Genomic DNA, 18,889 nt, shown 5'->3' with positions numbered 1-18,889 from the left:
ATAGATTTAAAAGTTATCGTTTTAATCCAATAAGTGTCTCAAGAAGCGTATCTGAAGTGGTAATCGTTTTACCGTTCGCCTGATACCCTCTTTGGATGATGATAAGCTGCGTCAAAGAGCGTGACAAGTCAACGTTTGAAGCCTCTAGTGCAGCTGCTTGCATAAATCCACGTCCTGCCGTTGCAGCAGTTCCAATGATCGGATCTCCGGAGTTTGCAGTCTGAATATATACGTTGCCGCCCTCAGTCGTAAGACCTTCGTTGTTAGTAAACTTTGCCATACCGATCTGTGCAAGACCAAAAGAGCGTCCGTTACTGAATGAACCGACAAGTGTACCGCTCTGGTCAATCCTGATACCAACCAAATCCCCTCCGGTAAAACCGTCTTGGCTTATTCCTGAAGTAGATGATGCAGAGTCAAAACTCGTCATACCGTCAAAAGCATTTGATGTACCGAGCTCAATTGCAACCTGCTGATTTGGAGCAGAACCGTTGTTCGCCGTAAACGAAACGTTTGGCGGATTATATGTAGCCAGTGAGCCGTCGCTGTTAAATCTAATAAAACCGGTTTTTTCGTTGTATGGAGTTATCGTATCTATCGTAGCGGGTTCCGGAACACTTATTTTCATATTCCAAGTACTTCCCGTAGAAGGATCAACAGCAACTTTTCTAAACTCTGTTCTTAAAGTGTGTTTTGAACCTAAAGAGTCAAAGATATCAATACTTGCTGAGTGTGTCGCCGCATTAAAACCTTGTGAAAACGCAGTTGCGGTACTGCCTGCCGGCAGAGTTGCGTTAAGCGCTTCCATGCTTCTTGTAAACTTCGTATTTTCAGTTAGTCCGCCACCGGTAATACTGTTTGAATTCATACCTGTAATAGATAGATTTATATCATAATCGCCATCTATAGAACCGCCCGGATTTGATAGTTCAAATTTACCCTGCTCATTGATGATTATCTCTATATTGTTTTCAAAAAGACCATCAAGGTCGCCGTCGCCGGCAGTTGCTCTAGCCTCTTTTTCTAGACCTTCGCGAAGATCGGCGATCGTTCTGAATTTTTTGTCAAACCCTTCCGCCGTCGTAGGACCGGTTGGATCATACTGATATCTATAAGCCGTAGTAGCTGAATCTCCCACGACAAAACCACTTCCGTCAAGCGCACCGACTGCGCTTATTCTAATATTGTGAGAAGCATTTGAGTTAGAGTTGCTGTTTGTAAGCGTTATCTCTCCGGTTCCTGCATCATAAACAGCTTCAATTCCCGTTACCGATGTTTGAGCATTGATAGCTGAGACAAATCTTGAAGCGGTTTGAGCCTGAGTCTCTCCACCCGGAGCAGTACTTGTTATCTGCTTTATCGTACCATTATCCAGCTCAAATGAAATGTCTAGATTTGTATTAGCGGTAACAGGCGCAGAAGCAGTCGTAGTTGTATCTACAAATGATGCCCATATACCCTGACCTGCCTGAAGATTAAAAGCTTCACCGGATTCATTGAACATTACGCCCATATCGCCAGATTCTATAGGGTTTCCGTTTTCATCGATCGCAGCAGGTGAAGGAATGGCAGTTCCCGCCGGATAACTCTCTACTCTATATTCAGAAGAAAAGTTATCGACACGCGGACCTGAGTTTAGATTCGCTTTGATGATGACGTTTTGCGTCGGAGATGCAGGAGTAGTAAGCCCCGGCGGTATGTTTATATTTGTAATAGGCGCTGTAGCGTCAACATACCCTGTTACCGGATCTCTCAACCACCCCTGAACAATAAATCCGTTATTATCAACAAAGTTACCACCTGCATCAAATTTAAAGTCACCGGAACGTGTGTACTTATATGTATTTCCGCCATCTGGAGAGACTATAAAAAATCCGTCTCCCTGAATAGCAACGTCGGTATTTTTATCTGAGTTTTGAACAGAACCCTGTGCAAATATCTTAGTTACCGAACTTGCACTCGCACCAAGACCTACTTGTACCGGGTTTTTACCGCCAAGCTCTCCCTGCGGAGCAGTAGCTATCGCCTTGGTCTGAGCAAGAAGGTCTGAGAAGTTTGCACGTGAATATTTAAAACCTATAGTATTTACGTTTGCGATATTATTTGATTCTACGTCCATCGCAACTTGGTGCGACTGTAGTCCGGACACACCGGCAAAAAGTGATTTTAACATCTTAAATCCTTTGTTATTAAGTAGTTAACGCCAAAGCAAGAAGAACTCCCTTTGACCGCGCTAGCCGTATCGGCACTCTCGCCTGCCTCGAAAGAGGCGAAATTATTTTTATTAGTAAGAATAATTAGCATTTAATGTTCCAACTTTATTATGCATCCATACTCAATGCTTTTTGGAGCATCTCATCGGCAGTCGTGATAGATTTTGAGTTTGCGTCGTACGATCTTTGCATAACTATTATCTCTGTAAGACCTACTTCCATCCTGACGTTTGAACCCTCAAGTTTGAAATTTGTAATATCGGTTCCTATAATACTTTTGCCGTTCTCATCTTGAAAAAATATCGGTCTTCCGCTATTTTGCGACTCAGCAAACCTTGCACCGTTAATACGCTCAAGCCCTCTGTCGTTTTGGAAATGGTATACTGCGATCATTCCGACCGCGCTCTGCATTCCGTTTGAAAAAGTAGCTACCACTTCGGCATTTTTGTTGATGTCGTAACCCAGAAGATCACCTGCCTCAAGACCGTTTGCAGAACTTGAGCTGCTAAACTTGTCTCCCATAGCTATAACACCGTCGTATCCGCTTCCAAGATTGATCGCTACATTTGTCCCGTTGTTGTTAATTGATGTAAGAGTGTTGGTGAGCAGAGCGCCCGCGGCATCAAAAGTGACTCTTCCGCTGTTTGTTGTATAAACTTCAGTGCCCTCTAGATTCTCAACGGTTGCAGTTATATCCCACTGTGACCCGGGAGATACCTGAGGGACGCTCTTTGTAAACTCAAGTCTTAAATTGTTTCTGTTGTTTTGGGCATCTATGATCCCGGCGCTTATAACTCTTGTCTCATCCAGTGCGGTCAAATTACCGTAAAAACTAGCTTCTGTCGTAGGCTGAACAGGAAAAATAAGATCTTCTGGAAATTGAAGTTTTTGCTGAGTATTTACGGCTCCGAGTTCCACCTCGGCTAGCTGCTGTGTCAAAACTCCGTCATTTATATTGTTTCCCATTGTTCCTAGGACATAGTACCCGTCATTTGTGACCAGGTCTCTGTTTTTATCGAACGTAAAAGCGCCATCACGTGTATAGAGAGGCTTGCCTTCTGCTTGAATACCAAACCAGCCATCACCCATGATCGCCAAGTCGGTACTTCTGTCGCTTAGTTTAAAAACACCCTGACTCTCATTCATAGCAACTGCATTTAATTTTGTTCCTATACCTACACCGCTACCGGCATTTGAGAATGATGAAGCAGTAACCAGAGCCTCTTCAAAAAGTGATGAGAACTCTGTCGTATAGCCGCGAAAGCCGTTAGTGCTGATATTCGATAAGTTATCGGAGATAACATCAATCCCGTACTGATGGGCTTTAATCCCGTTTATACCCGTATAAAAAGCCTGACTCATCATCTTGGTGTACCTCTATTGTTAATAAATCTCTTTTACGTCCGAGAGAGCTATGTAACTTGAGCCTACTTTAAAGTATGCTTCATTGCCCTCAAACTTAACTGATTCTATAGGATATGCCCCGACTCTTGTCGTAAGATCATCGCCGTTTGGATTTTTATATGAAGCGGTTGAGTAGTATATTCCGCTATCTACCGCGTTACCGCTCTTGTCCGTTCCGTCCCACGTAAATTGGTAAACACCTTTAGGATTTGTGCCTACGTCAAGTGTTTTTATTATATTTCCGTTTACGTCAAGTATCTCAACGCTTCCCTGCTCTATGTCATCTGGGAAATATATCTCAAAAGTTGTCTCGCTTCCCTCGTCCAATACGATTGCATTGCTCCCTGTATCAGCCGTTTTTCCTATTGCCGCTATCGTGCTGAACTGCTGTGAGTTACCCAGCGATGCAGCCAAGTCAGAGAGTGCTTTATTGGTATTTTCAGTAGCCTCAAGCGTTGCAAGCTGTGAGGTTTGCGATAATATCTTTTCACTGTCCATTGGCTCTGTAGGATCTTGATTTTGAAGCTCAACCAACAAAAGGGTCATAAAATCGTCTTTGCCTAAAACCGACTTGTCTTCAACCGTTGTAGGAGCTGTATACTCCGCATTTGTAGCGGCATTTAAGCCTGTTGATGTAATTGCCATAATTAACTCCTTAATTTATTTCATAAGTTTGAAACCTGTCTCATTAGAGGCAGATTTTATCTATATGTATCTAGGGACCACGATCTCCAGGGAGCTTAGTGTCTCTTCGTGTATCTCTTCGTTCTCAAAATAGCTATACTCTTCATGAGCTCTCTGCTCATTTTGTCTCTGCTGATGTCCGCCACCAGCATTGGTATCGCCGCTTTGCGAGCCGTCACTGAAATTCAATGTAGCATTATTTATTCCACTGTTGTTTAGCTGCACTCTTAACTCGTTTGCATTCATTGCCAAAGTATTTACAGCAACGTTATTTGAGCTGATGTTGACATGCAGGTTTTTACCTCTTTGCACTACCGTCAGGTCAACCTCTCCGAGGTGAGCAGGATTTAACTGGATCTTAACTCTTGTAAAGGGTGATCTGTAATCATCGATCGCGTTTTTCACATCGTTGGAAAGATACTTGATCATCTGTTTTGCTTCATTTAGCTTAACTTCAAAACTATCGGCTTTGTGGGTACTCAATTGTTCTGTTTTTGCAGAAGAAGTGCTCTGCTCAGAAGGGGCAGAGTCTCCACCAAGAAGCTGCTCAAGCGTTTTAATGCCGTCTTGTGTAGGATTTGGCGCTATCACTTTGGCGGTAGCCACGGAAAAATCAGCAGTAAGCGCCAAACTGTTTAGAGATGGCTTATCTTCACGAAGAAGAAGTTTGAGCGTTTCATCCGCTTTTGTCTTAGGAGTTTTTTCTTCCGTTTTATTATGCGCAGTGTTTGCCTTAACCTGAACTATCTGCTCTGTTGTCGCATGCTGCTGCGGAGTTTGCGCCTTAAACAGAGGTGTCTCTTTTACCTCTTTTTGCACCTGTGTGAACTTCTCGTCTTTGCTTATCTCTTGGGAAGCTTGAGTCTGGGCTGCCTGTGCATTTGCAGCTGCTCTTTGTGCATCTTTTTCTTTAGAATCTATATTTTTGGATGATGTTGTCGTCTCTTTTGTTTGAGTCAATGCCTCTTTTAGAGCCTCTTTTGGCATCTCTTGACGTACTTCCTTATGAGCATCTTTCTTAGAGTTTTCATTCGCTTGCAATGCCGTCTCTTTTGGGGATGTCTCTTGAGTCGGCTCTTTTTGAGAAGCTTGAGTATTTGCGGATGCGATCTCTTTTACGATCTCTGAGCGCACATCTTTTAGGTTTGCATTATCTTTAACTGCGCCCTTTAACTCCTCAAAACTTATCTTGCTTATATCTATATCAAACTTTTTAGCAACTTCCACCAGTCCGCCAAGAGTCTTTGGAAGCTCTTTTATCTGAGCTTTTTTATAACCGTCGCTGTTTTGTATCTGCTCTTTTAGATAGTTTTTTGCTTCTATGCTGAGTGCTTTCATCTCCTCTTTTGTAAGCGAAGAGAGGAGTTTGGGATTGAGTGCCGATAGCTCCTCGTCATCTTGCAAGAGAGTTAAATCATCACCGCTCTTTAGACTGATGCTGTTTTGTGCTTTTAGATCAACCTGCAGAGGCTTAACGCTCTTTGCTTCAGCTCCCAGAGAGAGAATTAAAGAGCCGTTTTGAACGCCTTTGGTATCTCTCTTTTCACTAACGCCCTTTAGAAGATCCGAAAAAGAGATCCCCTTTTCATTTTTGGGAGTAACTAAAGCCAGCGGTGACGATGAGCTGTTTTTACTTTTGCCATCTAAGAGTATCACTTTGCACCACCTTTATAATCATAGATTTTTAAAAGAGATAGCACAAATTATTCCACACCTGAAAATATTAAAAAAATATAGCTATAATTTTGGATTATGAAACTACAGATACTACTATTTCCGATACTGTTGATTGCCGGCAGCCCTTTTGAATCAAAGAGACACAGCTTTGATATGTCTGCCTATGAGACAAAAAAGAGTGAGCTAAACGTTATGGCCGGAAACAACAGTAAAATAAAATGCAGGTATGTGTGTGATAAAAAGGTCTACAAAGAGCAGAAGATATCAGAAGCCCTTGAGTTTTACAAAAACTCAAGGGAGTACGGTTTTAGTAAAGATTGAAATCCTCAAGACATTTAAGATCTTTTTTGTATGTGGCGCTTATGTTGTTTGCAAGCTCTTCAACAAGTGCTCTTGAACTCTCTCCGTCCACAGGATAACTTACCATAGAGTTGTTTAGATCTCTGGCAAAGAACTCCTCAAACATATCTTTAACGATCCTGGCTCCGTATTTGTCCGTGTATGGAAGCAGAAAAAAGTAGTCTGAACCGTTATGTACAATAGCATCAGAATTTCTAAGTATCTGCTCCAAAGAGCTTTTTATAACAGAAGCTTCAACCGACGAAAAGTCGCAATACAAAAGGGTAAAACTCTCGGCACGGTTCTCATCAAGCCTCTCGGCCAATCCTATGCTAAGATCAAGAAGTTGTCTAAAGTTGTCAAATCCAAAATGTATCCCCGCCATCTATCGCTCCAAATTTAAAATTTTCTACAGTATATCCAAAAATCACATTATCGTATACGGCTTTAGCTCATCCCTTGAATCAAACGGCACCGCTTTTAACTCCTCTTCGTTAAAGCTAAGCGTATATGTTTTGTTCTCTTGGGTTTTGCAGTATGTCAGAATTATTCTTGCCGCAAGCTCTTTGTCTTCTTTAGTCGCATTTTTGCTAAGAAGAGAGTGCGGACCCGGCAAGCCGATAGTTTTTATGTGGTAATATTTATCATTCTGTATATTTTGCAGATGTGCGTTCTCATCTTTGTTTCTTCCCACAACCAGCTTCGCGCCGTCTGGAAGTCTTAGATGACGCCCAAATTTCATAACCGGTATATCTTTTACTTCAAAAGTGTCATATTTTATAAAATCAAACATCTTCTTTGCAAAGTTCTCATCCGTCAAAAGACAGCCTCCACCTGGGCTTTCAAAGTCTTCAAGCCCTATCTCTTTTACAAGTTCGAGCTGTCTGTCACGGCTTCTTCCGCTAATGCCTTCAAGTTTTTCTCTATCTACCCACCCCTCTATCTCAGCAATAGTCGGATCCAGCGCCTTTGCGGAGAGCGGGCGAAGCAGCAGTCCCTCACAGTTGCTCTCATTCAGTACGGTTTGAAGCGCATCCTTATTTTGGCTCATAGGACGCTGCCCTAAAACTTCACCGCTTATTAAAAATGAGGCTCCCTCAGCCTCCATAACCCTTTTTGCGACCGCGAACATCTTTGCATGGCAATCTATGCACGGGTTGAAATTTTTACCGTAACCATGTTTTGGGTCAAAAAGTACATCTTGCAAAAACTCGCTCTCTATATCGACTATCTTAAGCTCTGCACCGACCTGAGCGCACATATTTTGCATATGTTCTAGTCGATCTTTAGTGCTTCCAAAACCGGTGTTGATATTTAGGGCTACAACATCCACTCCCTGGTCTATTATAAGTTTCATCGCTAAAGTTGAATCTAATCCACCGCTAAATAGTGCGACTGCTTTCATCTTTTTCCTTCTAAAATTGATAGTTTATTTTATAGAATTATACACTACTTATCTCTTCTTCTGCCAGAGGAGCCTCTTGACGAACCTTGGGGCGACTTGCTGCTTTGCGGTTTAGCTGAAGTTTTTTGACCCCTCTGACCTCTGTTGCCGCCTCTGTTTATCGGCTCGGCTTTAATGCTTGGGTCAGGCTTGAAATCTTTTAGCCACACCTTTTGGATATCTTTTTTTATCAGCTTCTCTATATTTGCCAAGTACTCTTGCTCATCTATGCAGACAAGAGAGATCGCTTCCCCCTCATTACCCGCACGTCCTGTTCGCCCAATTCTGTGGACATAATCCTCTGAGACGTTTGGAAGTTCGTAGTTTATAACATGCGGAAGCTGGTCAATATCTATTCCTCTTGCCGCAATATCTGTCGCGACCAAAACTCTCACCTCGCCCGCTTTAAAATCAGCTAGTGCTTTTGTTCTTGCGTTTTGGCTCTTGTTCCCGTGTATGGCAACGGCGGTTATGCCATCTTTTTCAAGCTGACCGCTCAGACGGTTGGCTCCATGCTTTGTTCTGGTAAAAACTAGAACCTGCTTCCATTTTCCCTCGTTTATAAGATGGGTCAAAAGCTCACGCTTGCGCTCTCTGTCAACAGGGTAGACTATCTGTTTTACGATCTCTGAAGCTCTGTTTGGACGCGCAACCTCTATTAGTACAGGAGAGTTGAGCAGTTTGTCTGAGAGTTTTTTGATCTCATCAGAGTAGGTAGCAGAAAAGAGAAGTGTCTGCTTCTGTTTTGGAAGAATTGCCAATATCTTTTTGATATCGTTTATAAAACCCATATCGAGCATTCTGTCTGCTTCGTCGAGTATGAGAAACTCAACATCTCTTAAGTCGATACTCTTTTGGGATATATGGTCCAAAAGTCTTCCTGGAGTTGCGATAACTATATCAACCCCTTTTTTCAGCTTTACCAACTGAGGATTTATCTTGACTCCCCCGAATATAACCGCCGATTTAAAAGGAAGATACTTTCCGTAAAGCTCGACGCTCTCGCCGACCTGTGCCGCCAACTCTCTTGTAGGAGTTAAAATAAGCGCTCTTATGCTCTGTTTTTGCTTTGCGGGTTTTGTGCTGCTTAGTAGTTCAAGCAGAGGCAGTGTAAAACCTGCGGTCTTGCCGGTTCCTGTTTGAGCGCCTGCTAAAATATCTTTTTTGCTTAAAATGACCGGGATTGCTTGTTTTTGGATGGGTGTGGGCTCACTATACCCTTGTTCTTTGACAGCTTTTAGTAAAGGAGCTGATAAACCTAACGTGCTAAATGACATTGTATTCCTGAATTTAATATTAATACATAATAGCATAATTTATGCTAATGTGAGATATAATACCAACTAAATTTTAAAAACCCTCGCAGGACATCTTATGCCAATCAATCAAATAACTCTAAAACACAACAAACACCGTGTTCATCCGTGTCCCAGCGACAAAAAAATATCGCTTCTTAACTTGCTGATAGAACAAAATGCAAAGCTCGATATTTTAGTTGCGACAGCTCAAAACAGCGCTTTAATAATAGAAGCACTTAACAATGACAATATTAAAGTTTTTAACGATGAAGAGCTATCAAAGATGCCTGAATTAAAATGCGAACTCCTTATCAGTTACGATCTGCCGCAAGATCCTTTAACATACTTGGCAAGAATAGCAAAAGCTACTGAGGGTGCTGCGATATTGCTTGATGTAAGTGAACAAAAAGAGCTCTATCCGATAGAGACTCTTCTTAAAAGAGTTATAAGACAGGAGATCGTTGAGGGGTTTGAGTATGAAGAGCAGAAGATGAAGATAGCTCCAAAACCTGCTCAAAAAAGAGAGTACGCTTTTAATCCCGAAGCAAATGAAAAACCAAAATATGAAAAAAAGAAGTTTGACAAACCCAAATATGACAGACCTAAAAAAGATGGTGAAAAACTGGAGCGCAAAGTATTTGACAAACCAAAGTATGACAAACCTAAAAGAGATGAAGAGAACAAAGATAAGAAGTTCAACAAATTTGCAAAGTCTGATAAAAAACCAAATAAATTTTTAGGCAAAGACGAGAACGGCAAAGCGAAATTCTCAGGCAAAAGCGGAGAGAGAAATCACCGTTATGACGGAAAGCCAAAAGATGCCCCAGCTCCTAAAAGCGTAGGAAGAGTAATTCCCATCAAAGAGCGCAAAGAGAAAAAGAGCGAAGAGCCTAGCTCTTAAAGGCTACAAGCTCGCCTCTTTGGAGTTGCGAGATTATCCCTCTGTACTTGCGTATAAAAAAGGCCTTCTGTTCAAAAGAGATGTCCTTTTGCATATTTACCTTCTTATACTCCCTCTCATAATGTTTTTTTAAAAATGCGATCAGCTCCGCCTTAAGAGAGACCTCATCTTTAAGAGGTTTTATCTGCTCATCAACAGAGATGGCCATTAATGCCGGGTCATCAAACTTTCCTCTAAGCGAGAGAGCAAACTCATATGAGTGAAACTGCAGAAGCGACGGATCCAGCACATCTAGTATCTGATCTATAAACTCTGGATGCTCCAATACGGTTTTGATAAGTGTGAGCTCCCACATATCTTTATGGCGGCTTCTGTCATCAACAGGTTTGTTATAGTTAGTGTTAGTCTGGTTAGTCAGTTTTACAAAAGAGGGGTTTATGCCGAGTCTTTGCGCCAAATATGTTTTATATCTGTCCTGAAGCATGGCGGAGAGTGTTTTAAGATAACCTATAGCCTCTTGCATACAGAGCTCTTTTGATTTTGGGTCACGAAGATTGTAAAGGGATATGATCTCATCTAACACGAACTCGATAAATGGCTGAGGTGTCCTAAACATCTCCGAGAGCTCCTCTAGAGCGCCTTTTTTTACCATGTCCGCAGGGTCAACGCCTTCGCTGAATATAACGACCCCTCCGCTAAAGCCGCCGGCACTCAATAGTTTTGATGCCTTAAGTGCCGCCGCACGCCCGGCTTTGTCACCGTCATACGCCATTACGATATCAGGCTCGCCCTTTCTTAAAAGCGGAAGATGTTCAGGTGTTAGTGCCGTACCCAGTGTTGCTACGGCATTGTCAAACCCTGCCTGATGCAGCATGATAACATCAAGATACCCCTCTGTTATTATGATCTGTTTTGTTTTATGTATGCTCTGCTTTGCAAGATGGTAAGCGTAGAGAAGGCGTGATTTATTAAAGTAGGGAGTCTCTGGTGAGTTTACGTACTTTGCCTGATGTCCCGTTATCGTTCTGCCTCCAAAACCGACTATAGTACCGTTTGCGGAGTGTATAGGAAATATTATGCGCTCAATGAATCTTGCATAGCTCTTTGCCCCGTCACTCCCCACAACACCCATCTCTATGGCTTCACCCATATTTAAAAACTGGGATTTTATGTAGTTAATAGTGCTGTTCGAGTCTGGTGCGTAACCTATGGAGAACTTCTCCATACTGCTGTCATAGATGCCGCGCTCTTTTAAATATGAGAGTGCCGTCTTGTTGTTTGTGAGCAGATATTGATACCAGCTGCTTATCTTCTCCATAAACTGCGAGCGAGGCCTGTCTCTTTTGCCCTCGCTGTATGAGAGAGAGAAGTTGTATGAAGAGGCAAGTTTCTCCAAAGCTTCCGGATAATTTAGTTTTTCATGCTCCATAACAAACTTGATGCTGTCACCGCCCGCACCGCATCCAAAACAGTGATATATCTGCTTTGCAGGGCTTACTACGAACGAAGCGGTTTTTTCATCATGAAAAGGACATGGAGCTTTATAGTTCGCACCCGCTTTTCTAAGTTCTACGTATGAGCCTACTACATCAACAATGTCAAGGCGCGCCTTCAGGGCTTCTATGGAGTCTTGGGTAATCATAAGTAAATTATACAAAAATGTTAGTTAAAAGGAGTTTGGAAAATTATGTGCAAATCACTAAAATAGGTCACTCTACGACCTATTTTAGAAGGAGAAATAAAATTTGAGATATCGGTAAATATCTCTACTCTTATGATCCGGTACATCAATCTGAGTATTTGACTTCGGCATTGCGATAAGCAACACTCTAAGCTTGGTGGACACCCAACGCTGCAAACGGCTAAAATGAATCTATTTCATTCAGCAACCTCTGGAAAGAACGCATTACGCTCTTAATTTCTAAATCGGATGAATTTTATCTGATTTAGAAATTTGACTCATTGACTTGTATCAATTTTAATAGAAAAATCACTGTTTTTACAAAAGAAAATCTTATTTGAAGATATTTATGATACAATTCGATTTCAAATTTTACAGAAAGTGGGTGATGTGATATGCCAGGTATCGTACTACGCAGTGACGATAACTTTGATGCAGCTTACCGCCGTTTCAAGAAGCAGACTGACCGTAACTTAATCGTTACAGAAGCTCGTGCTCGCCGTTTCCACGAAACGGAAACTGAAAAGCGTAAGAAGTTCAAAATTGCGTCTCGTAAGAAAATGCTTAAACGTCTTTATATGATGAGACGTTACGAATCACGCCTCTAATATAAGCCTTCGGGCTTATATTTTTTCAATCTTCTACAAACTACAACTTCCCGTACATCTCATTATAAAACGACAACGCGTGTCTATCGCTCATTGAAGCTATATAGTCGGCTATAACCCTATGTTTGTTTCTGCTTGAGAGCTGAGCGCGATAAAATGCAGGCAGCATCTTCGGCTCTTCGTTCAACCCGCTGTAAAGACCGCGTATAGCCTGTTTTCCGGCAAACATCTTTACCATTATGTCTTTGTGCTGGTAGAGTTTTGAGAAGAGTATTTTTTTGAGTTTTTTTATCTCGGTCTCTAGTTTCGGCTCAAAACCGATAGGGAGCTCTGTTTTGCTATCAACTGTCGCACATAGTATCTTGGAGTTATCTACCCTATCTTTTGAGTACTCTATAAGCGAATAGACAAGATGGTTTATAAGGTGTGAGACGAAGCGGTATCTGAACATCTCATCATCACACTCTTCTACACCTTCGTTTTTTACTTTCTCTAGTATCTCTTTTATCAACTCGCTCTCTTGCAGGTCATCAAAACTTATCAATCCAGAATTTACGCCGTCATCTATATCATGGGTAATATAGGCTATCTCATCTGCGCGGTCAACTACCATAGCTTCGATGCTCGGATGGGTATCCAAATTGAACTGCTCATCTATGACAGGAGGAAGAAAACTTTTCTTGTACGGGTATGAGTGCTTAAGTATCCCCTCAAGAGTAGCAAAAGTAAGATTCAGACCGTTAAATCCGTTGTACCTCTTCTCAAGCGATGAGACAACTCTGAAGCTTTGAAAATTGTGCTCAAAACCGTTACCGAATCCGTCACGCTTCAAACACTCATCAAGTGTATCTCCGCCGATATGCCCAAACGGCGTGTGCCCTAGATCATGAGAAAGAGCTATCGCTTCGGCAAGCGACTCGTTTAGCCCCAAGTGGGAAGTTATAGAGCGGGCGATCTGCGAGACCTCAATGGAGTGGGTCAGGCGCGTGCGAAAAAAGTCCCCCTCCTGATTTAAAAAAACCTGCGTTTTATACTCCAGTTTTCTAAAACTTCCCGAGTGAATAACTCTGTCTCTATCCCTCGCATATGGGTTTCTAAAATCTTTGTCTATCTCGTAAAATCTATAATGTGCTTCCATTTTCTACCTCTTTTTTAAGCTTTTATAACTTGGTTTCTTCCCGCTTTCTTTGCCTTGTATAAGGCATTGTCGGCTCTCTTCATAACAGCGAACGGGTCTCTGTCACTTGAGCTTTTTTGCACTATTCCCGATGAGATGTTTATATATATCGTCTTAGAGCCCTTCTTGTTTCTGATGGTAAAGGGGCTCTTTGCGATAGTATCTCTTAAAATATCCGTATGGGTATATGACTCATCTGCATCTTTTGAAGGGAAAAGAAGAACAAACTCTTCCCCTCCGTATCTGTAGGCTTTTCCGCCTCCACCCACGTTTGCGAGTCTTGAGGCGACCATCTTTAAGACCTCATCGCCGGTATCATGTCCGTATGTGTCGTTAAACTTCTTAAAATGGTCGATGTCTATCATAGCAAGCGAGTACTTCATTCCCAGTTTTGCCATATCTTCAACAAGCGCTCTTCTTCCGGGAAGGGAGGTCAATTCATCGTAAAAAGCCAGGCGATAGGACTCTCTTATGAGCAAAATAAAAATTATTATACCGATCGAGAGCATTGAGAGCTCATAAGCATGAGCTGTTTTTATAAAGTAAAATCCCGCATAAAAGGTAACGGTAATTATAAAAAATGAACCGTTGTAGATCAGATACCTGTTAAAGAGCAAAAGCGCGCCCATTATAAAGAGCACAAATATTCCTACCGCAACGGAGATATCCTGCAGCGGATAAAAAGATGCGGCAAAAAGCTTGCTCTTTAATAGAGCTGTCAAAGCATCGTTTGGATAGGCCACGAAGTACGCTACGGCTCCTATCTCAAGCAAAAAGAACACTATCTTTAAGATACCCCAGATCGAGAAGAGCCCTCTCTCTCTTAGAGATAAAAACAGAAGAAGATGGAGAGGATAGAGCAAAGAGGCGTATAAAAAAAGATCTGTCGCTTTTTTTGCACCCAGATACTCAAATCCGAGATTTATCAACAACAGAGGTATAACTATAAATATAAATCTGTTTCGGTTAAAGTGCCATGAAACCCATAAGATAAGTGCGCTTATTGCATAAAAAAGGTATGGAACCAGATCAAAGATGATCTCGGGTATCTTCGCTTCGTAGTATGCTATAAATGCGAATGTTAAAGATATAAAAAGCGGTATCGATATATTCAGGGCTACTGATTTTAAAGAGTTCATATATGCCTTTTATATAAAGCCTGCCGCCACAGAGCAGATCACGCTTTTTTCAAAAACTCTGTTTTTAGGTAGATCTTTGTCCCGTTTACGCGCCCCTCTATATGGTCTGCAACATCATGAGGGATCGTTATATTTCTGACCGTAGTGCCTCTCTTTGCAGTAAAGCCTGCACCTTTGACATCCAAATCCTTAATGATAACAACGCTGTCACCCGCATTTAAAACGACTCCGTTTGAGTCTCTTACAACTACATTCTCAGATGCGCTGCTCAAACCTGCCTCTGCCCAGCTTTTGACATCATCTTCCATATACATCATATCAACAAGATCTTCTCTTCCAAGAGCTTTTAGAAGTCTGTATGACATAACTGCAACTGCAGGAACTTCGCTCCACATACTGTCATTTAGGCAGTTAAAGTGTGTCTCGTCCATCTTATCCGGGTTTTGTATCTGCTCTTTACATGTTGCGCACACATATATCGACTGCTCAGAACTTCCGTCCGAAGGTGCTACTTCTAAGGCGCTAAGCCCCTCACTGCTTCCGCAAAGCTCACATACGCCGCCGCTTCTTGCCTCTAACTCTTTTTCTATGCTCATTATCTCTCCTATACTATTTTTTAAACTCTATTATCTCTTCATCGCTTGCAGGTTTTGATTTTGTGTTGTCAAATGCTTTTTGCGCCTCTTCCTCATTATAGTTTCTGCACTCCTCGATCATCTGAGGGTCGTCATTTGGTCCGATGTTTTCACACATTGCAGCGTTAAACTCAAAATATGAACATCCGCTAAAGATAAAACTCGCTACTAAAATATATTTCCACATGAACTCAACCTTTTTTAATTATTAGATCTAAATATTTTGACGGTGTCTTTCTCATCATCTCCTGAGCAAGCCATCTTATCTGAAAATATGCAGCGCCGCTGTCTCTAAGCGTGAGATAGTTTTTCAGACTGCGGAGATTAAATGTCACCACCATATCGACCTTTACGTTGTCGGTTATGATATGCTTGAACGCATCTCCGACATTGCGCTTCTTTTTTCCAGCTTCAAGTGCTTCAAAGAGTGCCTTAGGGTTCCCTTTTAGCTCATCTAGAAGCGGCAGCGAGCTTTTTGCCACGGCGATCTCGTTAAAGTTATCTAGAGTTTTTGACTGATACTTTAACTTATCGTAAATCGCGCCTATCTCGATTCTGTTGTACTCTTCATCGCAAGTTACGAACATATCGAAGCTCAAAACTTTTTCTATAAAAAACTCTCTATCTTCTGCCGTCTGCGAAGCGACAAAGGCATTGATGACAGAGCTCATAGTATAGCGCGTACTTCTCACGCTTATAGCCTGTATGCGGTGGCGTGCATGCTCTTGAAGCACCCCTCTGCTTGTTCCTCTTATAAGAAAACTGAGATTTGCATGCTCTAAAATAGAGTGATGAAAATGTGTCCATGCCAGATCATGTAGCAGATTTGACTCCTCAATCTCGTTGATCTTAGAGCAGGTCTCGTTATCTGGCATATGAGTCTCGATATATTTTATCGCCTCATTTTCACTGTTCGCAAACGAGTCGTAACAGGTTCTAGCAGCAGCTTCAGCCACTCCTATACCTGTCTCTTGCATTAAAACAACTTCTGGCTTTGAGTATTTGATACCGTACATCTCTTCCATAGATCTATCCTGCTTTGTATTCATACTATTTTACAACAATAAGCTTAGAGTCACTTCTGAACTCCGTCTAAAATCGGAACAAAATCACACTCTTCGAGCTCCTCTTTTTTCAGAGAACTTCCACTCTTTTTAAAACGTGTTATTATCTGCTTTGAGCCGACCTGCATAGGAGCGATCAAAACTCCTCCCTCACCTAGCTGCTCAAAAAGCTTCTGCGGTATCTCTTTTGCAGTTGCCGAGAAGAGGATCCTGTCATAGGGAGCATACTGTGCCCAGCCGTTTTGTCCATCATCCAGACGCGTATGGATATTGCCTATGCCGAGTTTTCTAAAACGTGATTTTGCTTCAAGTATAAGCGGCTCGATCCTCTCGATCGTAAAAACTCCACGAAAAAGATGCGACAAAACTGCCGCTTGATAGCCGCTTCCGCACCCTATCTCCAAAACCCTGTCCGCACCTTTTGGCTCTAAATACTCCGTCATCTTCGCAACCGTCAAAGGGGAGCTTATCCACTGTGCAGAGCCCATCGGCAGAGCATCAAGTTTGTAGGCATTGTGTCTAAATCCTGCCGGAACGAACTCCTCTCTGTTGGTTTTTGCAATAGCACTCTTTACACTCTCGCTCAAAGAGAACTTCTTGTGGCACTCCTCGGCCAGTTTTGCTGTCTTTGTTGCTGTTATTCTATCCAATGCCGACATCCATATATCTTCTCATTTTTATTATCTCGTTTTTGTTGTACTCTATCTCCAAGCAAGCGCTATTCTCATTTCTCTCTTCTTCGCCGTGAGGAGTTATTATGCCGCTCATCTTGGTACATTCGTCGTTTTGCGAATCGCTTGCGACCACATAGCACTGGTTTATAACAGCCAGTGCCCTGGTTATGATCTTAAAGTGTTCTGTTCTTAAAACTCCCCACCATGAGGGAGCCGCTATAACGTCACACCCCTCCAGCTTCTGCCAGAACTCTTTAAAACGCAGCTCAAAGCAGATCAGGATGCCTATTTTTATGCCATCGATCTCAACGATCTTAATATCGTCTGCACTTCCCTCCGACATATATTTATGCTCGTCGCCGAAACGAAACAGCTTAGCCTTTGCTCTCTCATAGACGATCTCTCCGTTATGAAATATCTTGGCAAAGTTAAAGACCTCTTCGCCTCTTCTCTCAAGCATTGTAAGGATTATTATCTTATCCTCAGATGCTTTTTTAAGCTCCTCATCCGCTCTGTGTGAAAACTCTACTGCTTCATCGTAATTTTCATAGTCAAAGCCCGTTAAACAGACCTCAGGAGCAACGATAAGGGATCTTTTGTCTCTTTCATTTACCAGATCTAAAAGTTTTTGCAGATTGGCTTCGTAGTTTTTCGTGGTTTCAAAAAGAAGTGAGCAGAGCTTGTATCCGCCCTGCTTAGAAGTCGTCGTCAAAGCTTAAGCTTCCTTTTGAGTAGTTTGCGACCGTTCCTTCAAAAAAGTTTGTCTTCTGGTCATTGAACTTTGAGAAATCATCGACCCATTTTATAGGGTTGGTAACATTGTAAAGTTTAGCAAAGCCCACACTTGCAAGTCTGTCATCCGCCAAATACTTGATATACTGCTCTATTATCGCATCTGTAAGACCCAGTACCTGTCCGCCGGTAATATATTTTCCCCAGTCGGATTCAAGTCTGACCGCCTCTTTAAACATCTCTATAACCTCGCTTTTTAACTGCTCGGTAAAAAGATCAGGTCTCTCTTTTCTAAGTGAATTTATAAGGTTTTGAAAAAGAACAAGGTGAGTCACCTCGTCTCTTTGGATGAATCTTATCATCTGAGCAGAACCAAGCATCTTGCCGCTTCTTGCAAGCGTATAGATGTACGCAAATCCGCTGTAAAAATAGATACCCTCTAAGATCTGGTTCGCAAAACACGCTTTTACGAAATTATGTTCTGTCGGATTTTTTGAGAGCTCATCATAAACCGCAGCTATTGCGTCATTTTTGCTCTTTAGCATCATATCGCGGCGCCAGAGATCATATATCTCTTTGGAGTTTACGGAGATGCTGTCAACCATTACGGCGTAGCTTTGTGAGTGAAGCGCCTCTTCGTAAGCCTGACGAACCAAGATAAGGTTGATCTCAGGAGATGTCACGTAGGGATTTATATTGTCCATAATGTTGTTTGTTTGAAGAGAGTCCATAAAGATCAGTTGTGAAAGAGCTTTGTCGTAAGCAGCTTTTTCTACATCCGTTATCTGCTTATAATCACTGACGTCACGCGTCATATCGACCTCTTTTGGAAACCATGTGTTGTTTAACATCATCTCCCAAAGATTGTATGCCCACTGGTACTTGATATCGTTTAGTTCAAATATACCTGTCGGATTGCCGCCGAATATTCTTCTCTCGTTTACATTCTCTTTTGATTCAGGATTATATATCTTTTTTCTGTTCATCTCATCTTCCTAAAAATTTAGTAATAGGATTATATCTTTATGAAGATTTTGATTTCATAAATTTAGAATAGTTTGATTATATTTTATACTGCTTGTTCATTTGAATGCCGGAATAATGCTATTTGTTTAGTTTGTAAAAAATATGTAAAGATAGTGTAAAGTACTATTTTACACTGTTCTTTTATACTTCCATAAATCTAATGATATCTATAAAATTTATTTTGTGATAAAGT

The 18,889-nt window shown here is 41.7% G+C and carries 19 protein-coding genes; 3 read left to right on the top strand and 16 right to left on the bottom strand.

The features are described 5' to 3' along the window. Nucleotides 1-13 precede the first annotated feature (13 nt). The 4 genes from flgE to RBR61_RS00400 form a co-directional block, all read right to left on the bottom strand. A complete protein-coding gene (gene flgE, locus RBR61_RS00415; protein ID WP_320341542.1) occupies nucleotides 14-2,173 on the bottom strand; it encodes a flagellar hook protein FlgE in 2,160 nt (719 codons plus the stop codon). 148 nt (nucleotides 2,174-2,321) lie between these two features. Next, a complete protein-coding gene (locus RBR61_RS00410) occupies nucleotides 2,322-3,578 on the bottom strand; it encodes a flagellar hook-basal body complex protein (RefSeq protein WP_320341541.1) in 1,257 nt (418 codons plus the stop codon). Nucleotides 3,579-3,596: 18 nt separating this feature from the next. Continuing rightward, nucleotides 3,597-4,262 carry a FlgD immunoglobulin-like domain containing protein gene (locus RBR61_RS00405; protein ID WP_320341540.1) on the bottom strand — a complete coding sequence of 222 codons (666 nt, stop codon included), beginning with the start codon at nucleotides 4,260-4,262 and terminating at the stop codon, nucleotides 3,597-3,599. Nucleotides 4,263-4,322: 60 nt separating this feature from the next. Next, complete coding sequence (locus RBR61_RS00400; protein ID WP_320341539.1) at nucleotides 4,323-5,957, bottom strand: flagellar hook-length control protein FliK; 1,635 nt, start codon at nucleotides 5,955-5,957, stop codon at nucleotides 4,323-4,325. 96 nt (nucleotides 5,958-6,053) lie between these two features. On the opposite strand from RBR61_RS00400, the gene RBR61_RS00395 reads away from it, so the two are divergent. Continuing rightward, a complete protein-coding gene (locus tag RBR61_RS00395; protein ID WP_320341538.1) occupies nucleotides 6,054-6,299 on the top strand; it encodes a hypothetical protein in 246 nt (81 codons plus the stop codon). Here RBR61_RS00395 and RBR61_RS00390 read toward each other — a convergent pair. Genes RBR61_RS00390 through RBR61_RS00380 form a run of 3 tightly spaced genes read right to left on the bottom strand, consistent with a single transcriptional unit; the run spans nucleotide 6,286 to nucleotide 9,038 of the window. Further along, entirely contained in the window at nucleotides 6,286-6,702 is a 417-nt protein-coding gene (locus tag RBR61_RS00390; protein WP_320341537.1) for a hypothetical protein, read from the bottom strand. The two genes, RBR61_RS00395 and RBR61_RS00390, sit on opposite strands and share 14 nt — an antisense overlap. A gap of 42 nt (nucleotides 6,703-6,744) precedes the next feature. Continuing rightward, nucleotides 6,745-7,722, bottom strand: a complete 978-nt coding sequence (locus RBR61_RS00385) for an argininosuccinate synthase domain-containing protein (protein WP_320341536.1) — start codon at nucleotides 7,720-7,722, stop codon at nucleotides 6,745-6,747. A 44-nt stretch (nucleotides 7,723-7,766) separates the two neighbouring features. Next, nucleotides 7,767-9,038: a DEAD/DEAH box helicase gene (locus RBR61_RS00380; protein ID WP_320341535.1), complete on the bottom strand. Its 1,272-nt coding sequence runs from the start codon at nucleotides 9,036-9,038 to the stop codon at nucleotides 7,767-7,769. A 97-nt stretch (nucleotides 9,039-9,135) separates the two neighbouring features. Here RBR61_RS00380 and RBR61_RS00375 point away from each other — a divergent pair, with 97 nt between their 5' ends. Further along, entirely contained in the window at nucleotides 9,136-9,960 is an 825-nt protein-coding gene (locus RBR61_RS00375) for a hypothetical protein (protein ID WP_320341534.1), read from the top strand. Here the strand turns inward: RBR61_RS00375 and dnaG are convergent. Beyond that, entirely contained in the window at nucleotides 9,950-11,602 is a 1,653-nt protein-coding gene (dnaG, locus tag RBR61_RS00370; RefSeq protein WP_320341533.1) for a DNA primase, read from the bottom strand. The genes RBR61_RS00375 and dnaG overlap by 11 nt on opposite strands. A 434-nt stretch (nucleotides 11,603-12,036) precedes the next feature. On the opposite strand from dnaG, the gene rpsU reads away from it, so the two are divergent. After that, nucleotides 12,037-12,249, top strand: a complete 213-nt coding sequence (gene rpsU / locus RBR61_RS00365; RefSeq protein ID WP_021286775.1) for a 30S ribosomal protein S21 — start codon at nucleotides 12,037-12,039, stop codon at nucleotides 12,247-12,249. Between the two features lie 40 nt (nucleotides 12,250-12,289). On the opposite strand, the gene RBR61_RS00360 is transcribed toward rpsU, so the two are convergent. Genes RBR61_RS00360 through RBR61_RS00325 form a run of 8 tightly spaced genes read right to left on the bottom strand, consistent with a single transcriptional unit; the run spans nucleotide 12,290 to nucleotide 18,656 of the window. Beyond that, nucleotides 12,290-13,387 (bottom strand): deoxyguanosinetriphosphate triphosphohydrolase, encoded by a 1,098-nt coding sequence (locus RBR61_RS00360; protein ID WP_320341532.1) that lies wholly within the window; start codon nucleotides 13,385-13,387, stop codon nucleotides 12,290-12,292. Nucleotides 13,388-13,401: 14 nt separating this feature from the next. Continuing rightward, nucleotides 13,402-14,565, bottom strand: a complete 1,164-nt coding sequence (locus RBR61_RS00355; protein ID WP_320341531.1) for a GGDEF domain-containing protein — start codon at nucleotides 14,563-14,565, stop codon at nucleotides 13,402-13,404. A gap of 38 nt (nucleotides 14,566-14,603) precedes the next feature. Next, nucleotides 14,604-15,161, bottom strand: coding sequence for a PhnA domain-containing protein (locus RBR61_RS00350; RefSeq protein ID WP_320341530.1), 558 nt, complete (start codon nucleotides 15,159-15,161; stop codon nucleotides 14,604-14,606). 13 nt (nucleotides 15,162-15,174) lie between these two features. Further along, nucleotides 15,175-15,387, bottom strand: a complete 213-nt coding sequence (locus RBR61_RS00345; protein ID WP_320341529.1) for a hypothetical protein — start codon at nucleotides 15,385-15,387, stop codon at nucleotides 15,175-15,177. A 4-nt stretch (nucleotides 15,388-15,391) separates the two neighbouring features. Further along, nucleotides 15,392-16,225, bottom strand: coding sequence for an FAD-dependent thymidylate synthase (locus RBR61_RS00340; protein WP_320341528.1), 834 nt, complete (start codon nucleotides 16,223-16,225; stop codon nucleotides 15,392-15,394). A gap of 50 nt (nucleotides 16,226-16,275) precedes the next feature. Beyond that, on the bottom strand, nucleotides 16,276-16,923 hold the full coding sequence (locus tag RBR61_RS00335) for a protein-L-isoaspartate(D-aspartate) O-methyltransferase (protein WP_320341527.1): 648 nt from the start codon (nucleotides 16,921-16,923) through the stop codon (nucleotides 16,276-16,278). Beyond that, entirely contained in the window at nucleotides 16,907-17,650 is a 744-nt protein-coding gene (locus RBR61_RS00330; RefSeq protein ID WP_320341526.1) for a carbon-nitrogen hydrolase family protein, read from the bottom strand. Before RBR61_RS00330 ends, RBR61_RS00335 begins: the two co-directional genes overlap by 17 nt. Further along, the gene (locus tag RBR61_RS00325; protein ID WP_320341525.1) at nucleotides 17,634-18,656 is read right to left on the bottom strand and encodes a ribonucleotide-diphosphate reductase subunit beta; all 1,023 of its coding nucleotides are present in this window, start codon (nucleotides 18,654-18,656) and stop codon (nucleotides 17,634-17,636) included. The genes RBR61_RS00330 and RBR61_RS00325 overlap by 17 nt, the downstream gene beginning before the upstream one ends. Nucleotides 18,657-18,889 lie beyond the last annotated feature (233 nt).

The sequence above is a fragment of the Sulfurimonas sp. genome (assembly GCF_034005705.1).
Taxonomy (GTDB): Bacteria; Campylobacterota; Campylobacteria; order Campylobacterales; family Sulfurimonadaceae; genus Sulfurimonas.
This window is presented reverse-complemented; position numbering and strand designations above follow the sequence as displayed.